Origin of the sequence: Entomohabitans teleogrylli (assembly GCF_001484765.1) — a bacterium.
Classification (GTDB): domain Bacteria; phylum Pseudomonadota; class Gammaproteobacteria; order Enterobacterales; family Enterobacteriaceae; genus Entomohabitans; species Entomohabitans teleogrylli.
In genome coordinates, this window is the sequence record NZ_LLXO01000032.1 from 12,214 (window position 1) to 35,294 (window position 23,081).

31 protein-coding genes are annotated in these 23,081 nt (G+C 53.7%); 30 read left to right on the forward strand and 1 reads right to left on the reverse strand.

The genetic code is table 11. From position 1 onward, the window contains the following. Nucleotides 1-41: 41 nt before the first annotated feature. The 12 genes from AQ981_RS22840 to AQ981_RS22900 all read left to right on the forward strand — a co-directional run bounded on the left by AQ981_RS22840 (nt 42) and on the right by AQ981_RS22900 (nt 9,726). The gene (locus AQ981_RS22840) at nt 42-2,042 is read left to right on the forward strand and encodes a ParB/RepB/Spo0J family partition protein (protein WP_058914069.1); all 2,001 of its coding nucleotides are present in this window, start codon (nt 42-44) and stop codon (nt 2,040-2,042) included. A gap of 40 nt (nt 2,043-2,082) precedes the next feature. Next, complete coding sequence (gene psiB, locus AQ981_RS22845; protein ID WP_121500717.1) at nt 2,083-2,517, forward strand: conjugation system SOS inhibitor PsiB; 435 nt, start codon at nt 2,083-2,085, stop codon at nt 2,515-2,517. Beyond that, complete coding sequence (locus AQ981_RS22850) at nt 2,514-3,242, forward strand: plasmid SOS inhibition protein A (RefSeq protein WP_058914071.1); 729 nt, start codon at nt 2,514-2,516, stop codon at nt 3,240-3,242. Before psiB ends, AQ981_RS22850 begins: the two co-directional genes overlap by 4 nt. Next, nucleotides 3,239-3,562, forward strand: coding sequence for a hypothetical protein (locus AQ981_RS22855; RefSeq protein ID WP_058914072.1), 324 nt, complete (start codon nt 3,239-3,241; stop codon nt 3,560-3,562). Before AQ981_RS22850 ends, AQ981_RS22855 begins: the two co-directional genes overlap by 4 nt. 818 nt (nt 3,563-4,380) lie before the next feature. Next, entirely contained in the window at nt 4,381-4,650 is a 270-nt protein-coding gene (locus tag AQ981_RS22865) for a hypothetical protein (RefSeq protein WP_058914116.1), read from the forward strand. 46 nt (nt 4,651-4,696) lie between these two features. Beyond that, a complete protein-coding gene (locus tag AQ981_RS22870; RefSeq protein ID WP_058914073.1) occupies nt 4,697-4,927 on the forward strand; it encodes a CCDC81 family HU domain 1-containing protein in 231 nt (76 codons plus the stop codon). Between the two features lie 48 nt (nt 4,928-4,975). Further along, nucleotides 4,976-5,851: a DUF4942 domain-containing protein gene (locus AQ981_RS22875; RefSeq protein WP_058914074.1), complete on the forward strand. Its 876-nt coding sequence runs from the start codon at nt 4,976-4,978 to the stop codon at nt 5,849-5,851. Between the two features lie 782 nt (nt 5,852-6,633). Beyond that, on the forward strand, nt 6,634-6,969 hold the full coding sequence (locus tag AQ981_RS22880) for a hypothetical protein (RefSeq protein ID WP_058914075.1): 336 nt from the start codon (nt 6,634-6,636) through the stop codon (nt 6,967-6,969). A gap of 54 nt (nt 6,970-7,023) precedes the next feature. Beyond that, on the forward strand, nt 7,024-7,371 hold the full coding sequence (locus AQ981_RS22885; RefSeq protein ID WP_058914076.1) for a hypothetical protein: 348 nt from the start codon (nt 7,024-7,026) through the stop codon (nt 7,369-7,371). An 88-nt stretch (nt 7,372-7,459) separates the two neighbouring features. Next, nucleotides 7,460-7,690 carry a CCDC81 family HU domain 1-containing protein gene (locus tag AQ981_RS22890; RefSeq protein WP_058914117.1) on the forward strand — a complete coding sequence of 77 codons (231 nt, stop codon included), beginning with the start codon at nt 7,460-7,462 and terminating at the stop codon, nt 7,688-7,690. A gap of 46 nt (nt 7,691-7,736) precedes the next feature. Beyond that, nucleotides 7,737-8,570, forward strand: coding sequence for an N-6 DNA methylase (locus tag AQ981_RS22895; RefSeq protein WP_058914077.1), 834 nt, complete (start codon nt 7,737-7,739; stop codon nt 8,568-8,570). Nucleotides 8,571-9,195: 625 nt separating this feature from the next. Further along, nucleotides 9,196-9,726: an antirestriction protein gene (locus AQ981_RS22900; RefSeq protein WP_058914078.1), complete on the forward strand. Its 531-nt coding sequence runs from the start codon at nt 9,196-9,198 to the stop codon at nt 9,724-9,726. A 37-nt stretch (nt 9,727-9,763) separates the two neighbouring features. Here AQ981_RS22900 and AQ981_RS22905 read toward each other — a convergent pair whose 3' ends face one another. Beyond that, the gene (locus AQ981_RS22905) at nt 9,764-10,243 is read right to left on the reverse strand and encodes a transglycosylase SLT domain-containing protein (protein WP_058914079.1); all 480 of its coding nucleotides are present in this window, start codon (nt 10,241-10,243) and stop codon (nt 9,764-9,766) included. Between the two features lie 433 nt (nt 10,244-10,676). On the opposite strand from AQ981_RS22905, the gene traM reads away from it, so the two are divergent. The 18 genes from traM to traU all read left to right on the forward strand — a co-directional run bounded on the left by traM (nt 10,677) and on the right by traU (nt 23,073). Then, on the forward strand, nt 10,677-11,069 hold the full coding sequence (traM, locus tag AQ981_RS22910; RefSeq protein ID WP_058914080.1) for a conjugal transfer relaxosome DNA-binding protein TraM: 393 nt from the start codon (nt 10,677-10,679) through the stop codon (nt 11,067-11,069). Between the two features lie 238 nt (nt 11,070-11,307). Next, on the forward strand, nt 11,308-11,982 hold the full coding sequence (locus AQ981_RS22915; RefSeq protein ID WP_058914081.1) for a hypothetical protein: 675 nt from the start codon (nt 11,308-11,310) through the stop codon (nt 11,980-11,982). Nucleotides 11,983-12,173: 191 nt separating this feature from the next. Continuing rightward, nucleotides 12,174-12,332 carry a TraY domain-containing protein gene (locus tag AQ981_RS26445; RefSeq protein WP_420809789.1) on the forward strand — a complete coding sequence of 53 codons (159 nt, stop codon included), beginning with the start codon at nt 12,174-12,176 and terminating at the stop codon, nt 12,330-12,332. A gap of 61 nt (nt 12,333-12,393) precedes the next feature. Beyond that, on the forward strand, nt 12,394-12,762 hold the full coding sequence (traA, locus tag AQ981_RS22920; protein WP_058914082.1) for a type IV conjugative transfer system pilin TraA: 369 nt from the start codon (nt 12,394-12,396) through the stop codon (nt 12,760-12,762). Nucleotides 12,763-12,775: 13 nt separating this feature from the next. Continuing rightward, nucleotides 12,776-13,081 carry a type IV conjugative transfer system protein TraL gene (gene traL / locus AQ981_RS22925; protein ID WP_058914083.1) on the forward strand — a complete coding sequence of 102 codons (306 nt, stop codon included), beginning with the start codon at nt 12,776-12,778 and terminating at the stop codon, nt 13,079-13,081. A 19-nt stretch (nt 13,082-13,100) separates the two neighbouring features. After that, nucleotides 13,101-13,667, forward strand: a complete 567-nt coding sequence (traE, locus tag AQ981_RS22930; protein WP_058914084.1) for a type IV conjugative transfer system protein TraE — start codon at nt 13,101-13,103, stop codon at nt 13,665-13,667. Beyond that, nucleotides 13,654-14,394: a type-F conjugative transfer system secretin TraK gene (traK, locus tag AQ981_RS22935; RefSeq protein WP_058914085.1), complete on the forward strand. Its 741-nt coding sequence runs from the start codon at nt 13,654-13,656 to the stop codon at nt 14,392-14,394. The genes traE and traK overlap by 14 nt, the downstream gene beginning before the upstream one ends. Continuing rightward, nucleotides 14,394-15,809, forward strand: coding sequence for an F-type conjugal transfer pilus assembly protein TraB (traB, locus tag AQ981_RS22940; protein ID WP_058914086.1), 1,416 nt, complete (start codon nt 14,394-14,396; stop codon nt 15,807-15,809). The genes traK and traB overlap by 1 nt, the downstream gene beginning before the upstream one ends. An 85-nt stretch (nt 15,810-15,894) precedes the next feature. Further along, on the forward strand, nt 15,895-16,455 hold the full coding sequence (gene traV, locus AQ981_RS26450) for a type IV conjugative transfer system lipoprotein TraV (RefSeq protein WP_071608996.1): 561 nt from the start codon (nt 15,895-15,897) through the stop codon (nt 16,453-16,455). Nucleotides 16,456-16,600: 145 nt separating this feature from the next. Next, entirely contained in the window at nt 16,601-16,804 is a 204-nt protein-coding gene (locus AQ981_RS22945; protein ID WP_058914118.1) for a hypothetical protein, read from the forward strand. A gap of 386 nt (nt 16,805-17,190) precedes the next feature. Next, nucleotides 17,191-17,487, forward strand: coding sequence for a hypothetical protein (locus AQ981_RS22955; protein WP_058914088.1), 297 nt, complete (start codon nt 17,191-17,193; stop codon nt 17,485-17,487). A gap of 23 nt (nt 17,488-17,510) precedes the next feature. Then, nucleotides 17,511-17,732, forward strand: coding sequence for a hypothetical protein (locus AQ981_RS27905; RefSeq protein WP_058914089.1), 222 nt, complete (start codon nt 17,511-17,513; stop codon nt 17,730-17,732). Next, nucleotides 17,729-18,133, forward strand: a complete 405-nt coding sequence (locus tag AQ981_RS28255; protein ID WP_058914090.1) for a hypothetical protein — start codon at nt 17,729-17,731, stop codon at nt 18,131-18,133. The genes AQ981_RS27905 and AQ981_RS28255 overlap by 4 nt, the downstream gene beginning before the upstream one ends. Next, the gene (locus AQ981_RS22970) at nt 18,130-18,324 is read left to right on the forward strand and encodes a hypothetical protein (RefSeq protein ID WP_058914091.1); all 195 of its coding nucleotides are present in this window, start codon (nt 18,130-18,132) and stop codon (nt 18,322-18,324) included. The genes AQ981_RS28255 and AQ981_RS22970 overlap by 4 nt, the downstream gene beginning before the upstream one ends. A 94-nt stretch (nt 18,325-18,418) precedes the next feature. Next, nucleotides 18,419-21,037 (forward strand): type IV secretion system protein TraC, encoded by a 2,619-nt coding sequence (traC, locus tag AQ981_RS22975; RefSeq protein ID WP_058914092.1) that lies wholly within the window; start codon nt 18,419-18,421, stop codon nt 21,035-21,037. A gap of 17 nt (nt 21,038-21,054) precedes the next feature. After that, nucleotides 21,055-21,447 carry a type-F conjugative transfer system protein TrbI gene (gene trbI / locus AQ981_RS22980; RefSeq protein WP_058914093.1) on the forward strand — a complete coding sequence of 131 codons (393 nt, stop codon included), beginning with the start codon at nt 21,055-21,057 and terminating at the stop codon, nt 21,445-21,447. Then, complete coding sequence (gene traW / locus AQ981_RS22985; RefSeq protein ID WP_058914094.1) at nt 21,444-22,070, forward strand: type-F conjugative transfer system protein TraW; 627 nt, start codon at nt 21,444-21,446, stop codon at nt 22,068-22,070. The genes trbI and traW overlap by 4 nt, the downstream gene beginning before the upstream one ends. Nucleotides 22,071-22,089: 19 nt before the next feature. Beyond that, nucleotides 22,090-23,073 carry a conjugal transfer pilus assembly protein TraU gene (gene traU / locus AQ981_RS22990; RefSeq protein WP_161969189.1) on the forward strand — a complete coding sequence of 328 codons (984 nt, stop codon included), beginning with the start codon at nt 22,090-22,092 and terminating at the stop codon, nt 23,071-23,073. Nucleotides 23,074-23,081 lie beyond the last annotated feature (8 nt).

The following is a 23,081-nucleotide window of genomic DNA, read 5'->3' on the forward strand; positions in this document are numbered from 1 at the left end:
CTGTCCGGCAGACAGTCATCAATATCAGAGAGGTATCAATTATGTCAGTGACCGAGTTTAAAGCAAAAACCCCCGCAAAAACCAGCAAAAAAGCAGTGAAACCTGCTGAAGCCGCCGCCCTGAAAGCCGCGCTTGAGGCTGCACAGATTGAGATGGTGCCGCTGTCGGCGCTGGTCAAATCCCCGCTGAACGTCCGCACTATCCCGTATCCGCCGGAGAGTGTCCGGGAAATGGCTGACTCCATTCTTGCGATCGGCCTCATTCAGAATCTGGTGGTTCATACCCTGCCTGATGGCCTGTCGGGCGTCGCGGCGGGCGGTCGTCGTCTGGCGGCCCTGCAACTTTTACAGCGCGAGCAGCGCATCGATGCCGGGCATCAGGTCATCGTGAAGCGCGTCAGCGACGAACTGGCGGTTGTGGCTTCGATGGTCGAGAACAACAACCGGGTGGCGATGCACCCGGCAGAACAAATCAGCGGTTTCCGCACGTTGTCTGAGCAGGGGAAGACCCCGGCACAGATTGGTGACCAGCTGGGGTACAGTTCGCGCCACGTCCAGCGCATGCTGAAGCTGGCAAATCTTGCCCCGGAACTGATTGTCCTGCTGGCAGAAAACACGCTCGATGTGGAGCAGTGTCAGGCCCTGAGTCTGGAAAGTGACCCGGCGCGTCAGATACAGGTATATGAGCAGGTGAAGGCTTCATACAGCAACGCTCCGGCCCATCTGCTGAAACGCGCCATCACGGACACCGAAATATCGGTTCGCGACGCCCGCTTTATGTTTGTCGGGCGCGAAGCGTATGAGGCCGCCGGGGGCGAAGTGCGCGAGGACCTGTTCAGCGCTCAGGAGGGCGACGGAACGGCAGACGGGGTGCTGGTCGGGCGTCTGGTGCAGGAAAAAATGGAGTCCGCCGCGCTGGCGATTGAAATGCAGGAGGGCTGGGCATGGTCACTGGCACGGGAAGGGGCGGTCAGAAACTACGGTGACGACCGGGAGCATTATCTGGTTCTGCCGGAGCCGGAGGGCGAACTCAGCGCTGACGAACAGCAGCGTCTCGATGAACTGTACGCCACGCAGGACGCTACGGAAACATTTGAGGATGAAGCCGCGATTCAGGTGCTGATTGACGAGATTGAAGAGGCGGCATCGATCCGGGCATGGACGCCGGAGCAGAAAGCGGCCTGTGGCGTGGTGGTCAGTCTGAGTGACGGCGAGCTTCGTATCCAGCGCGGTGTGCAGAAGAAAGTGCAGGAGGTGGTCGCTGTCGGGCAGGAAAGTCCCGTCTCTCAGGCTTCCATCCATGTGGTCGCCAGCAGTACCCCGGATGTGGCAGAGGGTATCAGCGTACCGCTCCTGAAAAAAATGTCGTCTGAGAGAACGCTGGCGGTACAGGCGGAACTGGTCAGGCAGCCACACAAAGCTGTGGCCCTGATGGTCTGGCGGCTGTGCAGTTGCGTGTTCGACTACTGCACCACCACCCGGCACCCGTTTGTATTGCGCCTCGAAGTCCACCACAGCGGCCTGACCAGCGAAGCCCCGACCGGACAGGAAGGTCAGGCATGGCTGGCGCTGATGCAGGAGAAAGCCCGGCTGGAAGCCCTGCTGCCGGAAGGATGGCGTAAAGACTTCACCACGTTCATCGGCCTCGACGGACAGACGCTCATGTCGCTGATGGCCTTCTGTACTGCCTGTTCGGTGGATGGTGTCCAGACCCGTGAACACGGACATACCCGCCGCAGTGATCTCGACGGTGTCGAGGCGGCGCTCGGGTTCCATCTCCGTGACTGGTGGCAGCCAACGGCGGATAACTTCCTCGGGTTACTCAGCAAAAATCAGATTGTGGCGGCGCTGAAGGATGCCGGACTGACCGGGGCCGCCTCGGATGCCGAAAAAATGAAGAAGGGCGATGCCGCCAGTCACGCCGAACAGTGGCTCTCCGGGACCCGCTGGGTGCCGGGATGGATGCAGTCCCCGGATGCTGCAACGCCGGAAGAAGCAAACACCACGCCTGACACTGACGAATCGACTTCCCACGCTGCCTGATCACGGAGACGCCGCCCTGCGGGGCGGCGATAAGGAGACTATGATGCGCAATGTTATTACCCCCGATGTACTGAAAACCATGATCCCACAGGAATACGAAGACTGGCGCGAGGGAGGGGAGGATTTGCGCCGCGAACTGACCCATGCCGTGATGCGTGACCTGAACTGCCCGGATAACTGGGACATGAACGGGGAGTACCGCAGCGAGTTCGGGGGCTTTTTTCCGGTACAGATCCGCTTCACGCCCTCTCACGGTAACTTTCATCTCGCCGTGTGCAGTCCCGGCGATATCTCCCCGGCCTGGATGGTGGTGTTTGTCCCCGCCAGCGGTCGTCCGTTCTCTGTGGTCAGCACACTGCCAGTCTGGTCGCCGGAGGTGATTTCGCACACACTCAGTCTGACCGCACGGCTTGATGTCGATGGCTACAGTCAGGCCAGTATTATCAGCGTGCTGGCAATGGAGGGCGCACAGTGAACACATCAACAACGTCTCTGGTGACCCTGAAACCGGCCCGACAGGCGGCGCTGCAGGCGGTCCTGTCGGTGGAGGAATCCCGCCGTCACGGTGCGCGTCTGCCCGCCATGCCGCACGTGCGCACCTTCCTGCGTCTGCTGACCGGGAACAGCCGCATGAACACGACCGTGGCGCAGCGTATTCCCGGCCTCAACTGGAACCCGAAGCATCGTCTGAGCAGCCTCAAACAGGTGGAGGAGGCGCTTGATGAACTGATTGCCAGCCAAGGGGAGTGCTGCCCGCTGCCGCTGCCGGTGGATGTCCAGGCTGAACTGTTCCCGGAGGTGCTGCACACCCGGACAGAGCGCCGGTTGCAGCGTAGAAACATCGCGTTCACCCGCAGAATGCGCCGGGAGGAACGGACGCTGGCGCATCACTGGCGGCTGCGGCAGAACCTGCTGGGGCAGGCCGTCACGGAGCTGAACTTTCAGTCCCCGGAGACGGTCAGCAGCTGGTACCGCCGGTGGGCCGAAGAGTTTGACGCGCGCGAGCTGGAGCCTGCTTTCTGGCACTGGCGGTCGCGGTTTACCTCGCTGGCCCCCCTGGACTGGCTGCGTGACGCTGGTGAGCCGCTGTACGGGGTTATCCATGAAATTGGCTTCATTGTGCGTGACACCCCGGAGGCTGTGCGTCAGGCAGAGCGCTGGCAGGTGCCGAACAAGCTGACAGACCGGAGGCGCGGATGAAGTGGCGTTACTCCCTGCGCTGGAAATTACCATCACTGTGTCCTGGTCCGCATGAACTGGCATCCGAACTGGTGGAAGCCGGACAGCCTGCGCCCGAATCCATTATGTCGCTATGGGTGGCGGGTGCCGGGTATGCGGTGTGCGTGGATTTTCCCGATGAGCGGCAGGTCAGGCGCTGGAGCGATGAGCGGAAAGCGGCTGCGCGTCGAAGGAATCTTGAGCGTCGGGTCAACAGGATGGCGCCCCTGTTTGCTGAGGAACTGATTGAGCGGGAGCTTGAGAGGCGACCAGACTATTTCCGGGGAAAATCTCAGACCTGAATCGGGTGAGGCCCGGTTCAGGCGCGCATCGATGTGGAGCCTGCAACGTCTGAAAGAAAAAAGCACAACGCCGGATAAAGAGAGGGGCGCTGACGCGCTCCTCTTTATCCTGTCACTGTATTATCGCCCTTAAATCTTCTGCCTCTTTAATACTGCTTTCTGACAGGTTGATTATCTTCTCCTGCAGCGTTCTCTCTTCTTCCGTCTCTTTCTGACTGGCCTGACCCGCTGACCCCTTCGGCTCCCGACCGCTGCGCGTCCGGTCGTCGAGCCACACTCCGCTAACCGCGAAAGGATGCGGTAAGCTCCGCCGAACCCGCCAGGCGGTTTCGGGCCTGCCGGCTAGTGTCTGATGTCTGACGTCAACGGCAGGCTTGCAGCATCCTGACAGGATGCGCCGCCTCTGTCGCGCCGTGGCCTGCGCTCCCTGCATCCCGGCGAAAAACAACGACCACCGGGCTGTAAGGGGCAACGCCGTTTCGCCTGCCGCGACCCGTCGTTGCCGGGGTGCCTGCCCTGGTGTTCCGTGCGCCTTTCACCGTTTAAGCCCCTTCGCCCGGGAATATCCCGCCACAAACCGCCTGGCTGTCCAGTACCGCTGAAGCTCTCCGGCGACATTTTTTGCCGAAAACCCGACAAATAATGTCGCCTCCGTACCGGACATCTGCACCGGCCCGTGTCTGTTCTTTCCCGTTGCGGCGAAGGTTCTCAAACGGGTGAGGTTCACAACCCGGAACAAACCGGCAGGTCCCCCGCGATGAAAGGTCGCGGCTCCCGAAACTCAACGGGTGATGTTCTTTAAAAATCAGGAGGAAAAAATGCAGACACGGGCGATGCGTGTTTATCAGATCACGTTTAGCGGACTCGACGTAAAAGGCGTTATTCCGATGTTTACCCGCGTGAATGCCATGACCGGAAAGGGCGCGATTAAGGCGTTTATTGAGCGTTACAAACCTGTTCAGGGCTGGTTTCTGGGCGATCCCGAAGACATTACCGACAAAGTAAAAAAGGAGGCAGAAGAAGCAGAACGTAGAAATGAAAAAAGCAGGGATAACCCTGCTTCATCCATGCCGCAGAAATCGCTGTAACGACTTTTGCGGCTATCGACTAACTAACTATAAAGGAGTCACCTAAATGACACCTGTCATTCTTCCACCTTCCGCAGAGGCTGTAAAGCCCCGCCGTCATTCCCGTATCCCCCGCGTCGATATTCCCGCGCCGGAGATAGACCCCGCGCTCAGGGCCTTCGGGCGGCACATTGCGAAATCTGTTCGCAAGGGGCGCGGTGTCCACATCCCCGCGATGAAAAACGCCGATTTTGGTCAGGTGCTCCGCACCCTCGAACTGACACGCGCATTTAACTAACCAGGTGAGCCGCTCCGAAAGGGGCGGCAACAGCAGAAGGAGGACATCATGAATCACACCAGCACACAGGCTGTCAGCGTCGACATTACCCCCCACAGCGGCGCGGGAGAGGTCATCCCGTCTTTGCCCGTCGAGCGCATTGTGGCGCAGCGAAACAGCGGCGTGACGGCGTTTCTGGAGGCGATAAGGCTGCTACGTGACGCGCAGAAACTCATTTTTGACGCATCCGGACGCGGCTGGATCTCCGGCATGACCGAAATCATCGAACGCAGCCTGTCAGCCGACCGCAGCACCACGCGGGAAGCCGCCTTAAAACGCAGCATCTGCCGTTATGCAGATCGCGACATCTGGACGCGCCTGATGAATGACACGGGCATGTTTACGCTGATGAGCGAGGCGCAGCGTAAGGAATGGGACACGCAGTTGTACAGTGACGACTGTCCCGAAATTACGCTGGACAACGTGATCACTACGTTCCGGGCACTGAACGCCAGCAAGGGAGAAACGTTTGAGCAGGGCGTGATCGACGTGTTCCGAAATCTGTCCTGGGACTACAAAACCAACAATCCGCGCTTTCTCGGCAAACGCATCATCATTGATGGCGTCCTGGATAATCATCGCGGGCTGTATTTTTCCGTGCGCACGTATGCACAGAACCGGATAGATGACCTCGCCCGCCCGTTCTGGATCCTCGACGGAAAGAACATCCCCGACAATCGCGTCTCCGAGGGGGCGAACCTGAGCGCGTTTATCAGTCAGGGCGGCGCGGCGAGTGTGGGCGAGGTGTTTACCTGCGAGTATTTTACGGTACGCACATACAAAAAAGGCTCCGCACACGTCACCTTTACCCGGCCCGACCTGGTGGAGAAGGTGAACGACATTATCGCGCGGCACTATCCGGGGGCGCTGCCGCCGGTGGTCTGATGCACTGGCGGGGGACTTGCTCCCCCGTCACTGTCTGAGAGTCCGCCGAAAACCCGCCTGCGGCGCGTGGCAGGGCTGCGCTGACGCGCCGCCATGGCCACTTTGTCACAGGACAGGTATCCCTGTTTCGGGCTGACTCTGACGGTTCAGCTGATATCCTCTCCTGTTTCATTCTCTCTTCTGCTTTTTCTTTCTGACAGGCCAGACCCGGGGACCCCTTCGGCTCCCGACCGCTGCGCGTCCGGTCGTCGAGCCACACTCCGCTAACCGCGAAAGGATGCGGTAAGCTCCGCCGAACCCGCCAGGCGGTTTCGGGCCTGCCGGCTAGTGTCTGATGTCTGACGTCAACGGCAGGCTTGCAGCATCCTTGTCAGGATGCGCCGCCCTTTTACGCGCCGTCACCTGCGCTTTTCGCACCCCGGCAAACTGACGCCGGGCTGTAAGGGGCAACGCCGTTTTCGCTGCCGCTTCTCCGGCATTGCGGCGGGTTCCTGCTCTTTCCTTACCTGGTGCCGTTTCACCCCTTTGAGTCCTTTCGCCGGGGCTGAGACAAGCACAGTCGCTGTCAGCCGTCCAGGGTAAATGGCACGCGGTAAACCGCGCCCTGGACATCTGCCATCGCCGGTGCTCGTTTACGCCCTTGCGGCGAACGGCTCTCAAACGGATGAAGGTAACAACCAGCGGAGCAGAGCAGCAGGTCCCCGCAAAACGTCAAAACCGCGGCCCGGCAACTCAACGGGTGAGGGTTTTAAAGCCTCAAAGTCAGAAAAAGGGAGAAATTCATGAATACCCGCAACGTCCACATATCGTCCGTTCTGCGTACTGATGGTTTTGTGCGCAATATCCACACCGCTAACCCGTTCGATGTTATCCGCGCTGATGTGGTGCTTGCGCGCATCGAGAAAGAGGCAGGGCGCTGCTGCGGGCTGCATTACGAGCTGTATCAGGCGCGAGTGCTGAGCGATGCGCTGGATTATCTGGACGCGCTGCCGCTGAAAGACCGCCCGGCGTTCATGGGCGCGGCGGCAAAACGTGGCTACATCCTGACGCTGGCGGAAGAAAAACACGCGGAGGAAGCCCGTGATGTGCTGATGAGTGAACTGGCGGCAAACGAGTAGACAAACACGGGTGGCGGCATGTTGCTGTCATCCCTTAACCCGAAGGAGAAAACCATGCACTTATACATCACCGAATCTTCAGCCCGTCCGGGAATGCAGATCACCGCCGAAGCCGAGCGCGAATACTGGCTGAGTCGCCAGAAAGCGGCGGTGAAAGCGCCCGCTGAAATCGACGTTCACGCCTTCCACGACGCGCTGGGCCTGATGTTCCCGCTTAACTGGTCAACAAGTGATAACGGTGTCTGGGAAACGTTCATGCTGCAGGAGATGGTCTGCGGTGACGTGACAGAGATTTATGCCCGCTGCGGAGCCAGATATTTCCGGCTGCGGGATGTGTGCAACCTGAGCCATGCGCAGATTAAAACGCGCATTAAGGAGGGATTTAACCCGGAGCAGAAATGAAAAAAGCAGGGAAAACCCTGCTTCATCCACGCCGTAAAAGTCGCTGGAACGATTGATACGGCTGTTCAAATTAACTTACGAGGTACATATGAACCTTTCTATTCTTTCACCTTCCACTGAGGCTGTAAAGCCCCGCCGTCACCAGCGCATTCTGCGCGATGACATCGCCGCGCGGGAGATAGACCCGGCGCTGAAAGCCTTCGGACGGCATATTGCCCGCAGCATTCGCAAGGGGCGCGGCGTCCATATCCCGGCGATGAACAACATCGCCTTCGGGCAGGTACTTCGCACGCTTGAACTCAAACGCGCATGTAACTGATAAGGTGAGCCGCTCCGAAAGGGGCGGCAACAGCGGAGATAATTGTATGTCACAGCTGAGTTTTGCCGATGTGTTCAACATGGCCAGAGAAACCGCAGACAATCCCCCGGTCGTTCAGGTGAGGACTCAGGTCGCGGAAGTGGTGCCTTCTGTTCAGCGTTTGATGAGTGAGCAGCACAGCCGGAGCCGGTTTATCCGCGTGTTTAAAGACACGGGCCGCCATCTGGGACGCTGGGAGGTGTTCAGTGATTTTCTGTCACTGGCTGCCAGTGAGCTGGATATGGCCCGGATAAGCGCGCCTGAAAGCATGGAGCACTGCCGGAAAATCTGCGCGCGTTATGAGGCGTCAGATATTGCGAACATGCAGGAGATGTTCTGCATGATGGTGTGCGCACTGGAGGCGAAGTTTCATGATTTCCTCGGCGCCATTTTCATGGAGCTTGAGCTGGGCGATAGCTTTCGCGGGCAGTACTTTACCCCTTATTCGGTCCAGTGCCTGATGGCGCGGATGCTGATGCCGGGCATCAGGGACACTGTCCGCCGTGAAGGGATAGCCACGGTCAGCGACCCGGCCTGTGGTGCCGCCGGGATGCTGATTGCGTATGCGGAGTGCCTGCTTGAGGCCGATATCAACCCTTCCATGCATATGTTCGGCAGCTGCATCGATATCGATCCGGTGGCGGCAGATATGGCTTTCATCCAGCTGTCTCTGCTGGGAATTGCCGCCGAAGTGGTCACGGGCAACACCCTGACAATGCAGTTCCGGCGGGTAAGATACACTCCCGTGTACTATCTCAATGACTTTGAAAAGAGGCTGGCTGACCTGAACCGGTTCAGGGCGATGCGGGACTTTATGCGCGGGATAAAGCAGGCTGCATAAATAACCGGAGGGGCAGGGGATAACCTGCCCGACTGCGGAAAAAAGGCCGCGCACCTGCGGTGCCGGATAATACCGGCTGCGCTACGCGCCGCCTGTATTATTCCGTCGCGGGCTTGTCTCTTCATTAATATTTGTTTGTCCCTGTTATATTTCATCCGGCATCCTGCTGTTTATCTCTTACGGTATTTATCCTTTGCACTGAAAATAATAAACAGTGGTCCGGGCGTCGTCCCGGACGGGACACGGCTGTCGTGAACAGAGCCAGCAAGCTGTCTCTGCCCTTCGGGCTTCCATCCTGACGCAAATTCAAAAACGCGCTTGCTGCATCCTTATCAGGATGCGCCGCTTTCACCGTGGCGATAAATACCCGCCACTCTGATGGCCGGAACGTGAATTCGATGAAGACCGAATCGACGTTCCGGGTTGTGTGTATGCTCAGCCCCGCGCTATATCGCCCGTCATCATCTTTTCGCGGAGGGCGGCTTTTAGCATCAGCCGTGGCGAAAATAAAGGGGTATATAAACGCTTCGCGCCCCTTTATTTACTCCCCGTCGGCTGCTAATTGCCCTTTGCCGCTCAGTGATGAAGTCGAACGATTTAATAAACCGCGAAGGAGTTAACCAGCATGCACACAATTAACGTCAACACCGCCACTCGTGAATCAGACGAACAATTTAAAACTGACAAATATCTGCGTTATGCCGTTACCGATGGCGATGAGCGTCTGGATTTTATCCCGGCACTCTTTTTTACCCCGTCTGCGGAGAATATGGTCGCGAGCTGGTTACGCCAGCATTCCGATTACGATGGCGGATTCTGGTCTTACTGGATTATTCCGCAGGGTGTCGGCGGAAATATTACCCCCGGCCGCATCCAGTTTATCACCACCCAGACCGGCTATATTGCACCAGAAGGTGAGCAGCGTTACAGGATGCACATCCCCGGAAATTATTTTGAAGGTGAAGTCAGCGCCGATGCAGCAGGAATTATTGCCACGCTGATGATTATGAACTGGCTGTCATGGCAGGTGGCGGATATGGGGCCGGAATATGCCCGCGTCTGTAAGCATCTGGTTTCCCGTCAGGATGCGCTGAAAGATTATCTCAGTATTATTCATCATCCAGAACGGCATTTAATCTGGCGGGCGATAGACTAATCATATACCTGAAAAAAAGACCTCATGGAGGAGGTCTTTAGTTTTTCACAGGCCGGGATTGTCCGGCATTTTTATTTGCCTTGATGGCCCGGTAGATAGCTTCAATCTTTCTTGCATACTCCAGACGTCGCTGGGCCTGCCTGTCCGTTCTGCGGAATCCCGCATTATAGGCACCCACCGCCTCCCAGCTGACTCCCCATTTCTTAAATGACAGTGCCAGATAATAAGCACCCGTGTAAATGTTCAGGCAGGCATCTGTCAGCAGCTGTTCCGGTTTAATACCGAACTGCGACAGTTGAGCGTGATGCTGCGAATCGATTTGCATCAGTCCGGCACCGTAGCCCGTACCTGGATTTTTGCCGATAGCATCCACAACCCATTTTGATTCCTGCCATGAAATAGCCCGGAGCAGATCCGGATCTATTCGATAATCCCGTCCTGCCATATCAAAACAATCCGTGGCCCATGCAGGCGTGGATATTAATAACAGGGCAGCAAACGCCAGTTTTTTTCTCAAGAGATTCCCTCCGGGCCGATTCCTGTAATTACGTTAACCCAGACCAGAACGATACTCAACAAATATGCACTCCTCACCACAAAATCACCACACCCCACGCAAAATTAAAATTTTGCAGATTAGCATTCAGAAACAGTAAGTTAACCTTAGTTATATTATTTTATTTAATATAAGGTTATATATAAGTGAATCATCTACGAATCAATGGCAATTCATGAATGATTCATTATTGAATTGTTTTTAAATCACAATATTAAAATCAGATGGTTGATGTGAATTGACTCTAAATTCAATTCGTGGTGTGATTTGTCCTGTGAATTGCGGAGGATTAATATAAAATCAGAGTCGATTCACGATTCGATTCGTTGTCAGATAAGGTAGATATGCCAGGCCGTATTAAAACAAACCGTCTCATTTTTATAAGGAGTTCGAAGTGGCAAAAGTCCAGGCTTATGTCAGTGATGAAATGTCTGAAAAAATAAATGCCATTGTGGAAAAAAGAAGAGCTGAAGGAGCAAAGGAAAAAGATGTCAGTTTTTCCAGTATAGCCTCAATGTTGCTTGAGTTAGGTCTTCGAGTTTACGAAGCACAAATGGAACGTAAAGAATCCGGATTTAACCAGATGGCATTCAATAGAGCATTGCTGGAAAGCGTAGTGAAAACACAATTTACGGTAAATAAAATTCTGGGCATTGAATGTCTGAGTCCTCATGTCTCGGGTAATCCTCGATGGGAATGGTCAGGGTTAATTGAAAATATACGGGATGATGTGCAGGAGGTTCTGCTTCAATTCTTTCAAGAGGTCGAAGATTCTGATAGTGAGTAATATAAGAATTTTTCCACGTTCTTAAATGATATTTGATGTTTTTGGTTTTTCTTTTAATTTGTGACTGATTGTTCTTTTTGGTAGTGAATATTCAGAATAAAGATCTGGTATTAATGGGTGACATTGTAAGGGGGGAGTTTTATAATTTAGTGGCAGTTTAAAATTTGAGAAACATTGGTGTAGAGAGCTTGACCCTCTCTACACCAACTATCCATAGATACCTTATATGGAGGCGCCTATGTGTGCGAAGGATCGTAGTCAAATCATAGTGTACAGTCAATCGGAAATCATCAGTCATCTTGATGATTTTCTCTCCATCTCATCAAGTCACTGCTTTATACGTGATGCTCATGGCGAGTTAATGTATGTGAGCCCGCTATTTGAGAAAAATATTCTAAATGACAATGAACTAAAATTCTGGTTTTCGTCTATACCAATTGATATTCGGATAGAGTTATTTAACGCTGAAATTAATTCTTTTTCAGGGGAGGGGCCGTATATTTTTAAGGGGGTTAAATCAATGAACTGTTTGCTAAACATATTTATTGAATGCGTTTCTATAAATGGAGTTAAATTAGTTAGATGGGTTTTCTTTTCAGAATCCGTGATTTCTTTACCTCTGGAGGGCGAAAGTAGTCGAGCTTCTATATATATTGATGATATCTTTTCTTTGAGAAAAAAAGTGGGTTTGGATTTCTGGAGGGTTTTTAACTTATATGCTTATGGATTTACGATATCAAAAATTTCAGGTTCGACGAATTTAACTGAAGACCAGGTAAAGAAATTAATAAGAAAAATTAAAAGCGATTGTTTTTTGATTAGCAGGGACAGCTTGGGGATATTAATTTTAAATACACAGAATTATAGTCGGCTTGCTTTTAACGTAATCAAAATTCTATCTGGCAAGTGTTAAAATTATGTAAATCACGCGCACTTTTAGTGCGCGTGATTGTGAAAATAATTTACTCAAAACACCTTCTTAATTTGTTTACTTTTAACTCGGCAAATGTAAACTTTTTTAAGAGTTGGTAATCTTATTTTGGAGGTCGATTGGAAAAAGCGATGAGGAGTAACGCACGACCTGCGCCAGGGAAAAATGTACTTCTGAAACTGGATGAGGAGACTAATCGTCGACTCATTAAAGCAAAGGACAGAAGCAGAAGAAGTAAAACATCTGAGGCTTATTTGAGACTGAAAGATCATCTTGAACGATTCCCGGATTTTTATAACTCAGAGCTTACCGTGCCAGGAGGTGAACAGTAATTTAAACCATAATTCATACATCATTTTTATATATCAATCATTCTTTTTAAAGGAAATAAATATGAATGCTGTTGCAAGTGTTCAGGGCGTTGCTGTCTCTGAAAAAAATAAACCGTCTTTTCTGTCCCGCGTTTTCAACAAAAAGAAAGTGCTGAAAATGACGAAAGCTGTGCTGCCTGTTGCCGCTGTGGGGGCCTTCTTCCCGGATGTTGCGATGGCCACCACCACCGCGACTGACCTGATGAAGTCCGGTGACACCACGGTCAAGGGGACCTTCGGTAAGTCATCCAGCGTGGTCAAGTGGGTGGTACTGGCGGAAGTTATCGCGGGCGGCATCATGTATATGATGACCAAGAACGTCAAGTTCCTGGTGGGCTTCGCCATTCTTTCCGTATTTATCAGCGTGGGTATGACTGTCGCTGGTTACTAAAAGGCAATAAGTGATGACGGGAGACGAATTAAAAAAATACCGTTTCCCGGAAACACTGACTAACCAGAGCCGCTGGTTTGGTTTATATCTCGATGAACTTATCCCGGCCGTGATATGCCTCGGCTGGGGTTTCTGGACCAGTAAGTTCTTATTTGGTATGGCCGCAGCGGCACTGGTTTTCTGGGGTATCAAAAAGCTAAAGAAAGGGCGGGGCAGTTCCTGGCTACGCGACCTGATTTACTGGTATCTGCCGACCTCGCTTCTTAAAGGTTTTTTTCATGATGTCCCGGAGTCCTGTTTCCGGCAATGGATTAAATAACTCAACGGGGAAATAACATATGGAACATGGCGCCAGGCAAGATACCACGCGTGTTATTGCCGTGGGATTTATCTGTCTGGGGACGCTTTTTATCCTCAGTCTGACCACCAATATTATCCAGGGTATTAATAACTACCGCCTTCAGACAGAACAGAAAGTGGCGGTCACACCGATGCTGTATGGTGCGCCATTTGCTGTCTCACAGAATCAGGCAGATGCCTCTTATATCGAGCAATTGGGGCTCAGCTTTATTGCATTACGCCTGAATGTCACACCGGAAACGGTTGATGCCCAGCATCAGCAGCTGCTCCGGTATGTATTACCCGCCTCGCAGAACAATCTTAAGATCCAGCTGGCTGAAGATGCGAAGCGCATAAAAGAAAACAATGTTAACGCCACCTTTTATATGACGTTTATCCGCGCCTATCCGGCCGAAAATCGTGTCGATATTCGCGGTGAGTTGAAAACATGGATTGGTGACTCGAAACCCTACAGTGAAATTAAAAGTTATGTTCTGCAGTTCAACCGGGTTGAAGGTGTCAGCTGGCTGTCGCGTTTTGGAGAAATAAAGAGTGAAAAAGATTAACTCGTTATTTATTTCAGGCTGCCTGTGTTTCGCGGCACCTGCGATATCTGCCACCCAGAACGGGACACTGGTCCCGACGGTTGTGCCGCTGGCCAATGGCGGACAGGCAAACATTGCTGTCAGTAACACCGATCCCAATCTTTTTACCGTGCCCGGAGATCGCATTACCGCGATTAACAGTCTCGATGGTGGCCTGACCAATCAGGAACAGACTGACAGCGGTGGCGCGATTCTGGCCACGGTCAGCAAAAAGCCGTTCACGTTTATTGTGGAGACCGAACGGGGTCTGAATTTTTCAATCCATGCCGTCCCCCGTGCCGGTGTCGGCAGAACTATCCAGCTGGTCACGGAACTGACGGGCACACCTGGCCCGGCCAAAGCGTGGGAAGAGTCAAATCCGTACGAAAGTATTCTTGTTTCCCTGAACCGTGCCGTTCGCCAGGGCGGGATGCCTGATGAATACCAGAGTGTGCCGGTGACGTCAGAAACGCTCCAGGTACCTGCCGGTCTGCGTGCGACGGCGGAAAAGGTCTGGACCGGGCATCATCTGAAGGTGGTCCGTTTCAGCCTGGAGAACATGACATTTTCCCCCCGTCTGGTGCGGGAAAGTGACTTCTGGCAGCCCGGAACACGCGCTGTCATGCTCAGCACCCCGGCAGGTCTGCTGACCGGAGGGGGACGTATGCACGTCTGGATCACCACGTCAGATTCCGGAGGGGCGCGCTGATGGCAAACTTCAACACTCTGATTAAACGTAAACAGTACATCTGGCTGGGACTTATTCTGGTCGGCGGCACCGCGGCCATTGGCGGAGGGATGTATCTTTCAGAACTGAACCTGAGCTCTGATGAGGAAGCCCCGGTTCAGGGGGAACCCGCCCCTGACATGACCGGCGTCGTTGACAGCAATTTCAATGCGAAAGTGGAGCAACACGCAACCACTGAAATGCAGGCGACAGCCGCTGACCTGAACAAACGCTTCGCCTCCCTGCAGGGAGAAGTGGATTTGCTGAGTAAGGCGCGTACCGCCGATCAGATACGTATCGATCAGCTCAGCAATGAAAATGCGGCGATGCAGGAGCAGCTGAAAGCCCTGGGCGTGAAACCTGCCGTCACTGGCGGCGAGCCTGCGCCGTCGCCGTCGTCACCGCCACCCGGGCCGGAAGGGGAGCCTGCGCCAGTCAACTATCCGCCGCAGTCCGGCGGTGCCGTGCCGCCCCCCACGTCATTCTATCCGGGCATCGGTACCGTACCGCCTCCGCAAGTCACCTATCAGCCTGTGCCGGTACCGAACCAGATACAGCGTAAAACGTTCAGCTACAACAAGGGCAAAAAAGGCCGGGAACTGCCTTACATTCCGTCCGGCAGTTTCGCCAAAAGCATCCTGATTGAAGGGGCAGATGCGAATGCTTCTGTCACGGGTAACGAATCCACGGTGCCGATGCAGGTGCGTCTTATCGGACACGTGGAAATGCCCAACAGCAAAACCTATGACCTGACCGGATGCTTTGTCGGTCTCGAAGCCTGGGGGGATGTCTCCAGCGAGCGTGCCATCGTCCGCACCCGGAACATCAGCTGCATCAAAGGCGACAAGACCATCGACCAGCCGATAGCCGGGCACATCTCTTTCATGGGCAAGAACGGCGTGAAAGGCGAAGTGGTCATGCGTAACGGCAAAATTCTCGGCTGGGCATGGGGCGCCGGGTTTGTTGACGGAATTGGTCAGGGGATGGAGCGGGCGTCACAACCGTCCGTGGGTCTCGGCGCTACGGCGTCAGTTGGTGCCGGGGATGTGTTCAAGATGGGGATTGGTGGTGGTGCATCCAAAGCGGCGCAGACGCTGAGCGAGTATTACATCAAACGCGCCGAGCAGTATCACCCCGTGATCCCGATTGGTGCCGGCAATGAAGTGACGGTGGTGTTCCAGGACGGTTTCCAGCTGAAAACCATCGAGGAGCTGGAGGCCGAAAAGAACGGGCAACAACAGGCGCAGAGCCAGGAGCAGGTAGCGCAGCCTGAAGCGCAACAGTCAGGCAGCAACCTGAACGGGTTTAACACTGACGAGATGCTGAAGAAGCTGGGTAAGCTGGACCCGCGTCAGTTCTCACCTGGTGAGGCGTCTCAGGAAGAAAATCAGGGCTGAAAGCACCGGGAAATATTCCCGGTCCGTTAAGACAAATACATTCAGGATGAACCTGAAAAATAGCTGATTAAATACGGGAAATATTATGAAGGAATTAATGCTGTTAATTCCTCTGTGCAGCGCTTTGCTCTTAACCGGATGCGCGGGCACAGAGACGGAATTTGAATGTAATGCCACAACATCGGATACCTGTATGACGATGGAGCAGGCCAATGAAAAAGCAAAAGCCCGGGAGGAAAGCGCCTCTGCAAAGCCGGTTGCGGCCGGATTGCCACGACTGGCTGAAGGTCATTTCAGAACCTCGTCATCTTATCCGTTGCCGCCACAACCCGCGCTCTCTGCCACCGGAACGGTGACCACTGCTGTCCCGGCCTCCACGACGGCTGGCATGCTGAGTGCGCCGGCGCGTCAGCCCCTCGTTACCCGTCCGGGAACGACGGGCTCCTCAGTGACGCCGGTGAATCAGATAACATTCCGCTCTCCCGTGACGCTGCCGGGGGATTATCCCCGGCCCTTACGGAAAGGAGAGCAGACCGCATCGTTATGGGTGGCGCCCTATATCGATTCTGATGACGTCTATCACCAGCCGACAACGGTTTTATTTGTCGTCACGCCCTCGGCGTGGGGACAGCCACGTATTCACTGAGAACCAGCGCCATTAATGGCGCTGTGAAACCTGATGATCACGGTATTTAAAACGAGTGCCCTGCGCGTTGAAAGGGATGGGCGGTAGCGTGCTTTATACCTCGCGATTGGGTTCTGAAAATTTATGAAGAATGGAGCCGTTTTTTATGATTAAGTTTCAGGATTTTAGAAAAGATAAAAAAACATCTGGCGATGGGGAGTTTGACTGCGTCCGTAAAATGAATGAATGGATTGAAAACAAGAATATTCAGGTGATTTCAGTTGAAACCCTGTCCGAAGTTACCGGCGACGCTTTCTCTACTGACACCTTTTTTATCATGTTCAGGCTCTGGTATAAGGAGGTCTGTTAAGTACAGAGGGATAAGGTATCAAATACGGTCAAGGATTAATTATAAATGCAAGTGCTAAAAATGATGTGTGGAAGGAATGTATTAACTTTTTTTTGAACGAGGAATAAATGTGTCCAGGGAGCAGAATCAATATCAAAAAAAGATTGAAGTTTTTGTCCTGTGCTATGACTTGCTGAAGCAGTTTATGATACTCATCTCGCTGATACTCATATCTGTTTTAATTTTTTGGGTTGATAACGTGTCTTTGTTTTTTTTGATTTCGGTCGTTTTTATTCCTTCGCTCGTCTGGCTGGTTTTCAGGGCGTTCGAGTTAAAACTCACGATGTGGTATGTCGAAAGAATCGCGCAGTCAGCCGAACAGGAAGAAAAACGAAGAGGGAGGGGGTATGAATGAAGCGTTAAAATGGGTCATCGCCCTGTGCTTCGTTATTGGAATCTATGTCCTGTTTTTTAATACGGTCAGTCATGAGGTCTCTCAGGCGCAACAGCAGCAGCACTGGAAAAATGACTGCCGGTTGCTGGAAACGAATATTGATAAAGGTTTGTTTTCTCCCGCACAAAACCGGCTTCAGTGTGGTGATGTTATCGAAAATGTCAGCAAGGATGATTATGACCGTGTGATTAATGGCAATAAGCGAATAACACCCATCGCAGAGTTAATCGAAGAACTATTCGGCCGCTAATTTATAAGTGGAGACAGTAAGGTATGCATACCTTTATTTTTCTGGTGCTGATGACGCCGAGTAGCGGTGGCGGGATCTGGAACCTCACACCCATGCCCAATACGGATGTCTGCCTGAAGATGCTGCGGGCAGTCGAAGCGCGCGGAGGCAGAGGCTACGGAAATAACACAGGGGAGTGCATTGAGGTTAAAACGCGTGAGCCTTTGAATAGTGTGATGGAAACGCTGAGCGGAGGAAGGCGATGAGAGCTTACTACCTTGCGGGGAATAATATTGACTGGCTTATTGGAATATGTCTGCTTTTCTTTGCTACTGGAACGGTCATCGCACTGGCCATGGTGGCCATCCCTCAAAAATTCAATCTACGCGTTAACAGAGGTAATACATTTATATATAGTGGGTTTGTTGCAATAGCTGGGTTTTGTGGAATGCTCGTCCTCTCCATTCACTCATTTACGATGGAGGAGCTGGAAGCCGGCAGACACTGGAATAACGACTGTAAGTTGCTCGAGGCAAACATTCCGACAGGCACGTTTACTGATTCGGTTAATAAACTGGACTGTGCCGGCATCATCATTAATGTGCCTGTGTCTCAGTATTATGCTTATATCAGTCAGTGGGAATTGTATCAGGCGAATAAAAAATGAAAATAAACGTCGCGAGCATGGTTAAAAACATTGTTAGCTGGGCCTTTCCACTCTTTTTGCTGGGTTATCTTGTTTACGATGATTACAGAGATAACAGTACAGCGACTGAAGAACAGTTATTAATGACCGCTAAATGTCACGAGAAAGATAAACAACTTCAGGCGCTGAATAATATTGCCCCGGGAAAATAAAGAACGCATTTGCGGAAACTCACCCCGATAACACTGTGGTTCGCCCATTCAAATATCCGGTATTAAATCAATTCACTCATTAAGGAATGCTCGCATGAGTAATAACATCATGGATACCGTCGCGCAGGCCGTGAATACGCTTGTCTCTGCCCTTAAATTGCCCGACGAAGCTGCTAAAGCCAATCATGTGATGGGCAGCATGAACTACCCTCAGTTCAGCCGGGTTTTGCCCTATAAAGATTATGACTCTGGCACCGGGCTTTTTTTTAATACCAGAACAGTGGGTTTTATTTTTGAGGCCCGACCGTTGCCCGGCGCAAATACCCATATCGTGTCGTCTCTGGAAAACCTGTTACGCACAAAACTCCCGCGTAATGTCCCTGTGACGGTGAATCTGGTCTCCAGCAAACTGGTCGGTGACGACATTGAATATGGGCTGCGGGAATTCAGCTGGAGCGGGAAAGAGGCTGAAAAATTCAACGCCATTACCCGGGCCTATTATCTCCGGGCAGCAGAAACGCAGTTCTCCCTGCCCCCCGGGATGGATTTACCCCTCACGCTGCGAAATTACCGGGTGTTTATCTCCTGCTGTGTCCCCCGGAAGAAGAACTCGAAAGCGCAGATTATTGAGCTGGAAAACCATGTCAAAATTATCCGGGCCTCCCTTCAGGGTGCGCAGATCCCGACGCGTGTGATGAACGCTCAGGAGCTGGTCGATATGGTCCGCGAGATGGTTAACCCGGACCCCGAAGAAATGTATTCCAGACCCTATAAGCTGGATCCGTATCAGGACCTGAATTATCAGTGCGTCGATGATTCCTTTGATATGCAGGTGACCGCGAATCACCTGAAAATTGGCCTGCTGGACCGCAAGGGGAAAGAGAAGGTCACGCGCGTGACGAACTTTCATCTGGAACGGGACCCGGAAATCGCCTTTCTCTGGACCAGTGCCGATAACTACGCGAATCTGCTGAACCCCGAGCTCTCCATCTCCTGCCCGTTTGTTATCACGCTGACCCTGATGGTGGAGGACCAGGTGAAGACCCAGAATGAGGCCAACCTCAAGTACCTTGATCTGGAGAAAAAAAGCAAAACCTCCTATGCAAAATATTTCCCGTCCGTGGAAAAGGAAGTGCAGGAGTGGGGCGATATCCGCCAGCGTCTCGCGACTAACCAGTCCTCTCTGGTCAGCTATTTTTTTAATATCACGGCATACACCGTGGATAATCCGGAAGCCGCACTGGCCACTGAGCAGGAAATCCTGAACAGCTACCGGAAAGGGGGCTTCGAATTATTACCGGCCCGTTATCACCATCTGCGCAACTATCTGGCCATGCTGCCGTTCAAATGCGGTGAGGGCCTGTTCAAAGAACTCCAGGCCGCCGGCGTCGTTAAACGGGCAGAAAGTTTTAACGTGGCCAACCTGCTCCCTGTGGTCGCGGATGGCCCGCTGGCACCGGCAGGGCTGCTGGCGCCCACTTACCGTAATCAGCTGGCCTTTATCGATCTGTTCTACGAGGGCATGAACAATACCAACTTTAACATGGCGGTCTGCGGGACCTCCGGGGCGGGAAAAACCGGTCTGATTCAGCCCCTTATTCGCAGCGTGCTCGATTCCGGGGGATTTGCCTGGGTGTTCGACATGGGCGATGGCTATAAGTCCCTCTGCGAAAATATGGGTGGCGTTTACCTCGACGGAGACTCGCTGAAATTCAACCCGTTCGCGAACATTCTGGATGACGCCAACTTCGACCTGTCTGCCGAACGTATCCGTGACCAGCTGTCGGTGATGGCCAGCCCGAACGGCAACCTGGATGAGGTGCACGAAGGCCTGTTGCTCCAGGCAGTTCAGTCCGCCTGGCTGAGCAAGCGTAACCGGGCCCGAATCGATGACGTGGTCAGTTTTCTCCAGGCGGCGAAAGACAGCGAGGAATATGCTGATTCGCCGACTATCCGCAGCCGCCTGGATGAAATGATTATCCTGCTGGACCAGTACACGGTGAACGGGATTTACGGCAGCTACTTCAACTCTGATGAACCGTCCCTTCACGATGATGCCCGGATGGTGGTCCTGGAACTGGGTGGACTCGAATCCCGGCCGTCTCTTCTGGTCGCGGTAATGTTCTCGCTCATCATCTATATCGAGAACCGGATGTACCAGTCTCCGCGCAGCCTGAAGAAACTCAACGTGATCGATGAGGGCTGGCGACTGCTGGATTTCAAAAACGAAAAAGTCGGGACCTTCATCGAAAAAGGCTACCGGACCGCACGCCGGCATCTCGGGTCGTACATCACCATTACCCAGAACATCGTGGATTTTGACTCGCCGACCGCCTCCAGTGCGGCAAGGGCCGCCTGGGGGAACTCGTCGTACAAGATCATCCTCAAGCAGTCAGCGAAAGAATTCGCCAAATATAACCAGCTGTACCCGGACCAGTTCACCCCGATGCAGCGGGACATGATTAACAGCTTCGGCTCAGCAAAAGACCAGTGGTTCAGCTCATTCATGCTGCAGGTGGAGGCGCACACTTCCTGGCACCGCCTGTTTGTCGATCCGCTCAGCCGGGCCATGTATTCGTCCAGCGGGAAAGACTTTGAGTTCATCAAAAAACGCAAGGACGAGGGGGCCGATATCCACGATGCGGTGTATGAACTGGCCTGCAGAAACTTCACGGATGAAATGCAGGATCTGGAAGCCCGTATCGCCCGCTGACAACAAGGAATGCTCTTATGGAAAACAACGCCGTACAGACGAACAAAACAACGCTCTTCACGTTTCACCAGCTTCTGGTCATCCTCGCCCTCATGGCCTGCACGCTGGCAACCAGCAGCGTGCTCACGCGGGTGATACTGGAGCGCACCACGCCACGGCTGGTAGCCTTCGACATGAAAAAAACGCTCGACAGCTTTATGGACAGCGTCAGCCAGAAGCCGCTGACGGAGGCCCAGTCGAAAGCGCTCTCTGAGCGTTTTAACGACGCGCTGGAGAAGAGCCTGGCGGATTACCAGCGACAGCATCACGTGGTTATCCTGGTCTCCCCGGCTGTGGTTCAGGGCGCGCCTGATGTGACCCGCAAAATCCAGACGGAGATTGCCCGCCGGATGAAAGGGGGACGCGAATGACAGGACTTCGTGGGTATCTGCTCGCCGGCTGTCTGCTGTCGCCGCTGACCCAGGCCGCTGACCTCGGGACCTGGGGGGATTTATGGCCCGTGCGGGAGCAGGACATGCTGCAGCTCATCACGCAGCGGCTGCAGAATCTGCAGACCTCCGGTCAGTGGGATCAGACCATGGACGATTTTAAAAAACGCGTCATTGAAAACAGCCAGCGCCCGGCCCCGGTCGAAGGGATAACCCGAGCAGAGAAGTATGAACAGCGCTGGTTTGATCCCAGCCTCCGTCTGAGCGAAGACCTGAAAGACCAGGAGGGGCGGGTGTTTGCCCGCAAGGGCGAGGTGGTGAACCCGCTGAAAACCGTGCCGTTTATGCAGACCCTGTATTTCATCAACGGGGATGACGCCGACCAGGTGGCGTGGATGAAGCGCCAGGTGCCGGAGACCCTGATGAGCAAGATTATCCTTGTACGGGGCAGCGTGCCGGACACCTCTGCCGCGCTGGACAGCCGGATTTACTTCGACCAGAACGGCGTGCTGAGCCAGCGCTTCGGGCTGACCGCGGTACCCGCACGTATCACCCCCGCACCCTCCGGTGAGCGGCTGAATATTGAGATCTTCCCTGTTAAATAAGGATGTTTCTGTGAAAACCCTGACTCTCCTTCTGAGTGCCCTGGCGTTATGGGGGTACAGCCTCAGTGCGGCTGCTGACCCTTCCTGTGAGGGGCGATTCGTCAACCCGATCACCGATGTGTGCTGGCGCTGTATCTTCCCCCTGTCGCTCGGCAGCGTCCAGGTCGGCAAAGGTGACCTGCCAGATACCAGCAATCCCGGCAGCCCCCTGCAGCTTTGCCCGGCTCCGCCGCCGCTGTTTGTTCGTCCCGGCCTGGCTATCGGGTACTGGGAACCAATGGCGATGACGGACGTCAGCCGCTCGCCGGGCTGCATGGTCAATCTGGGGGGACTCAGTATCAATATTGGCAAAACCGGCATGGGGACCGCGAAAAAAGACGACAAACAGGTGAACGGGGCCTTCTATCACGTTCACTGGTACAAATACCCGCTGACCTACTGGCTGAACATCATCACGTCAGCAGGCTGTCTGGAGGGCGGAGACATGGATATTGCCTATCTGTCCGAGATTGACCCGACCTGGGTGGACAGCAGCCTGACCACCATCCTGAATCCGGAAGCCATTCTGTTTGCCAACCCGATTGCGCAGGGGGCCTGTGCGGCGGATGCGATGGCCAGCGCGTTTCATATGCCGCTGGATGTTCTGTTCTGGTGCGCCGGCTCTCAGGGTTCGATGTACCCGTTCAGCGGCTGGGTCAGTAACGAGTCCAGTCCGCTGCAGTCCTCTTTACTGGTCAGCGAGCGCATGGCGTACAAGCTTCACCGGCAGGGACAAATCATGGAGAGCATCGGCAAGGATAAGGCAGTCTGCTATGAGTATCCGTCCCCGATTATCCCCAAAGAGCGCTGGCGCTATCAGATGGTGAACATGTACCCCGACAGCGGCCAGTGCCATCCCCTGGGGCGCAGCGTGATGCGCTGGGAAGCGGGACGAAATCCCCCCAACTCACGAAAGAACTACGGCTATCTGATGTGGCGTAAACGCAACTGCGTCTTCCTCTGACAGGAGTC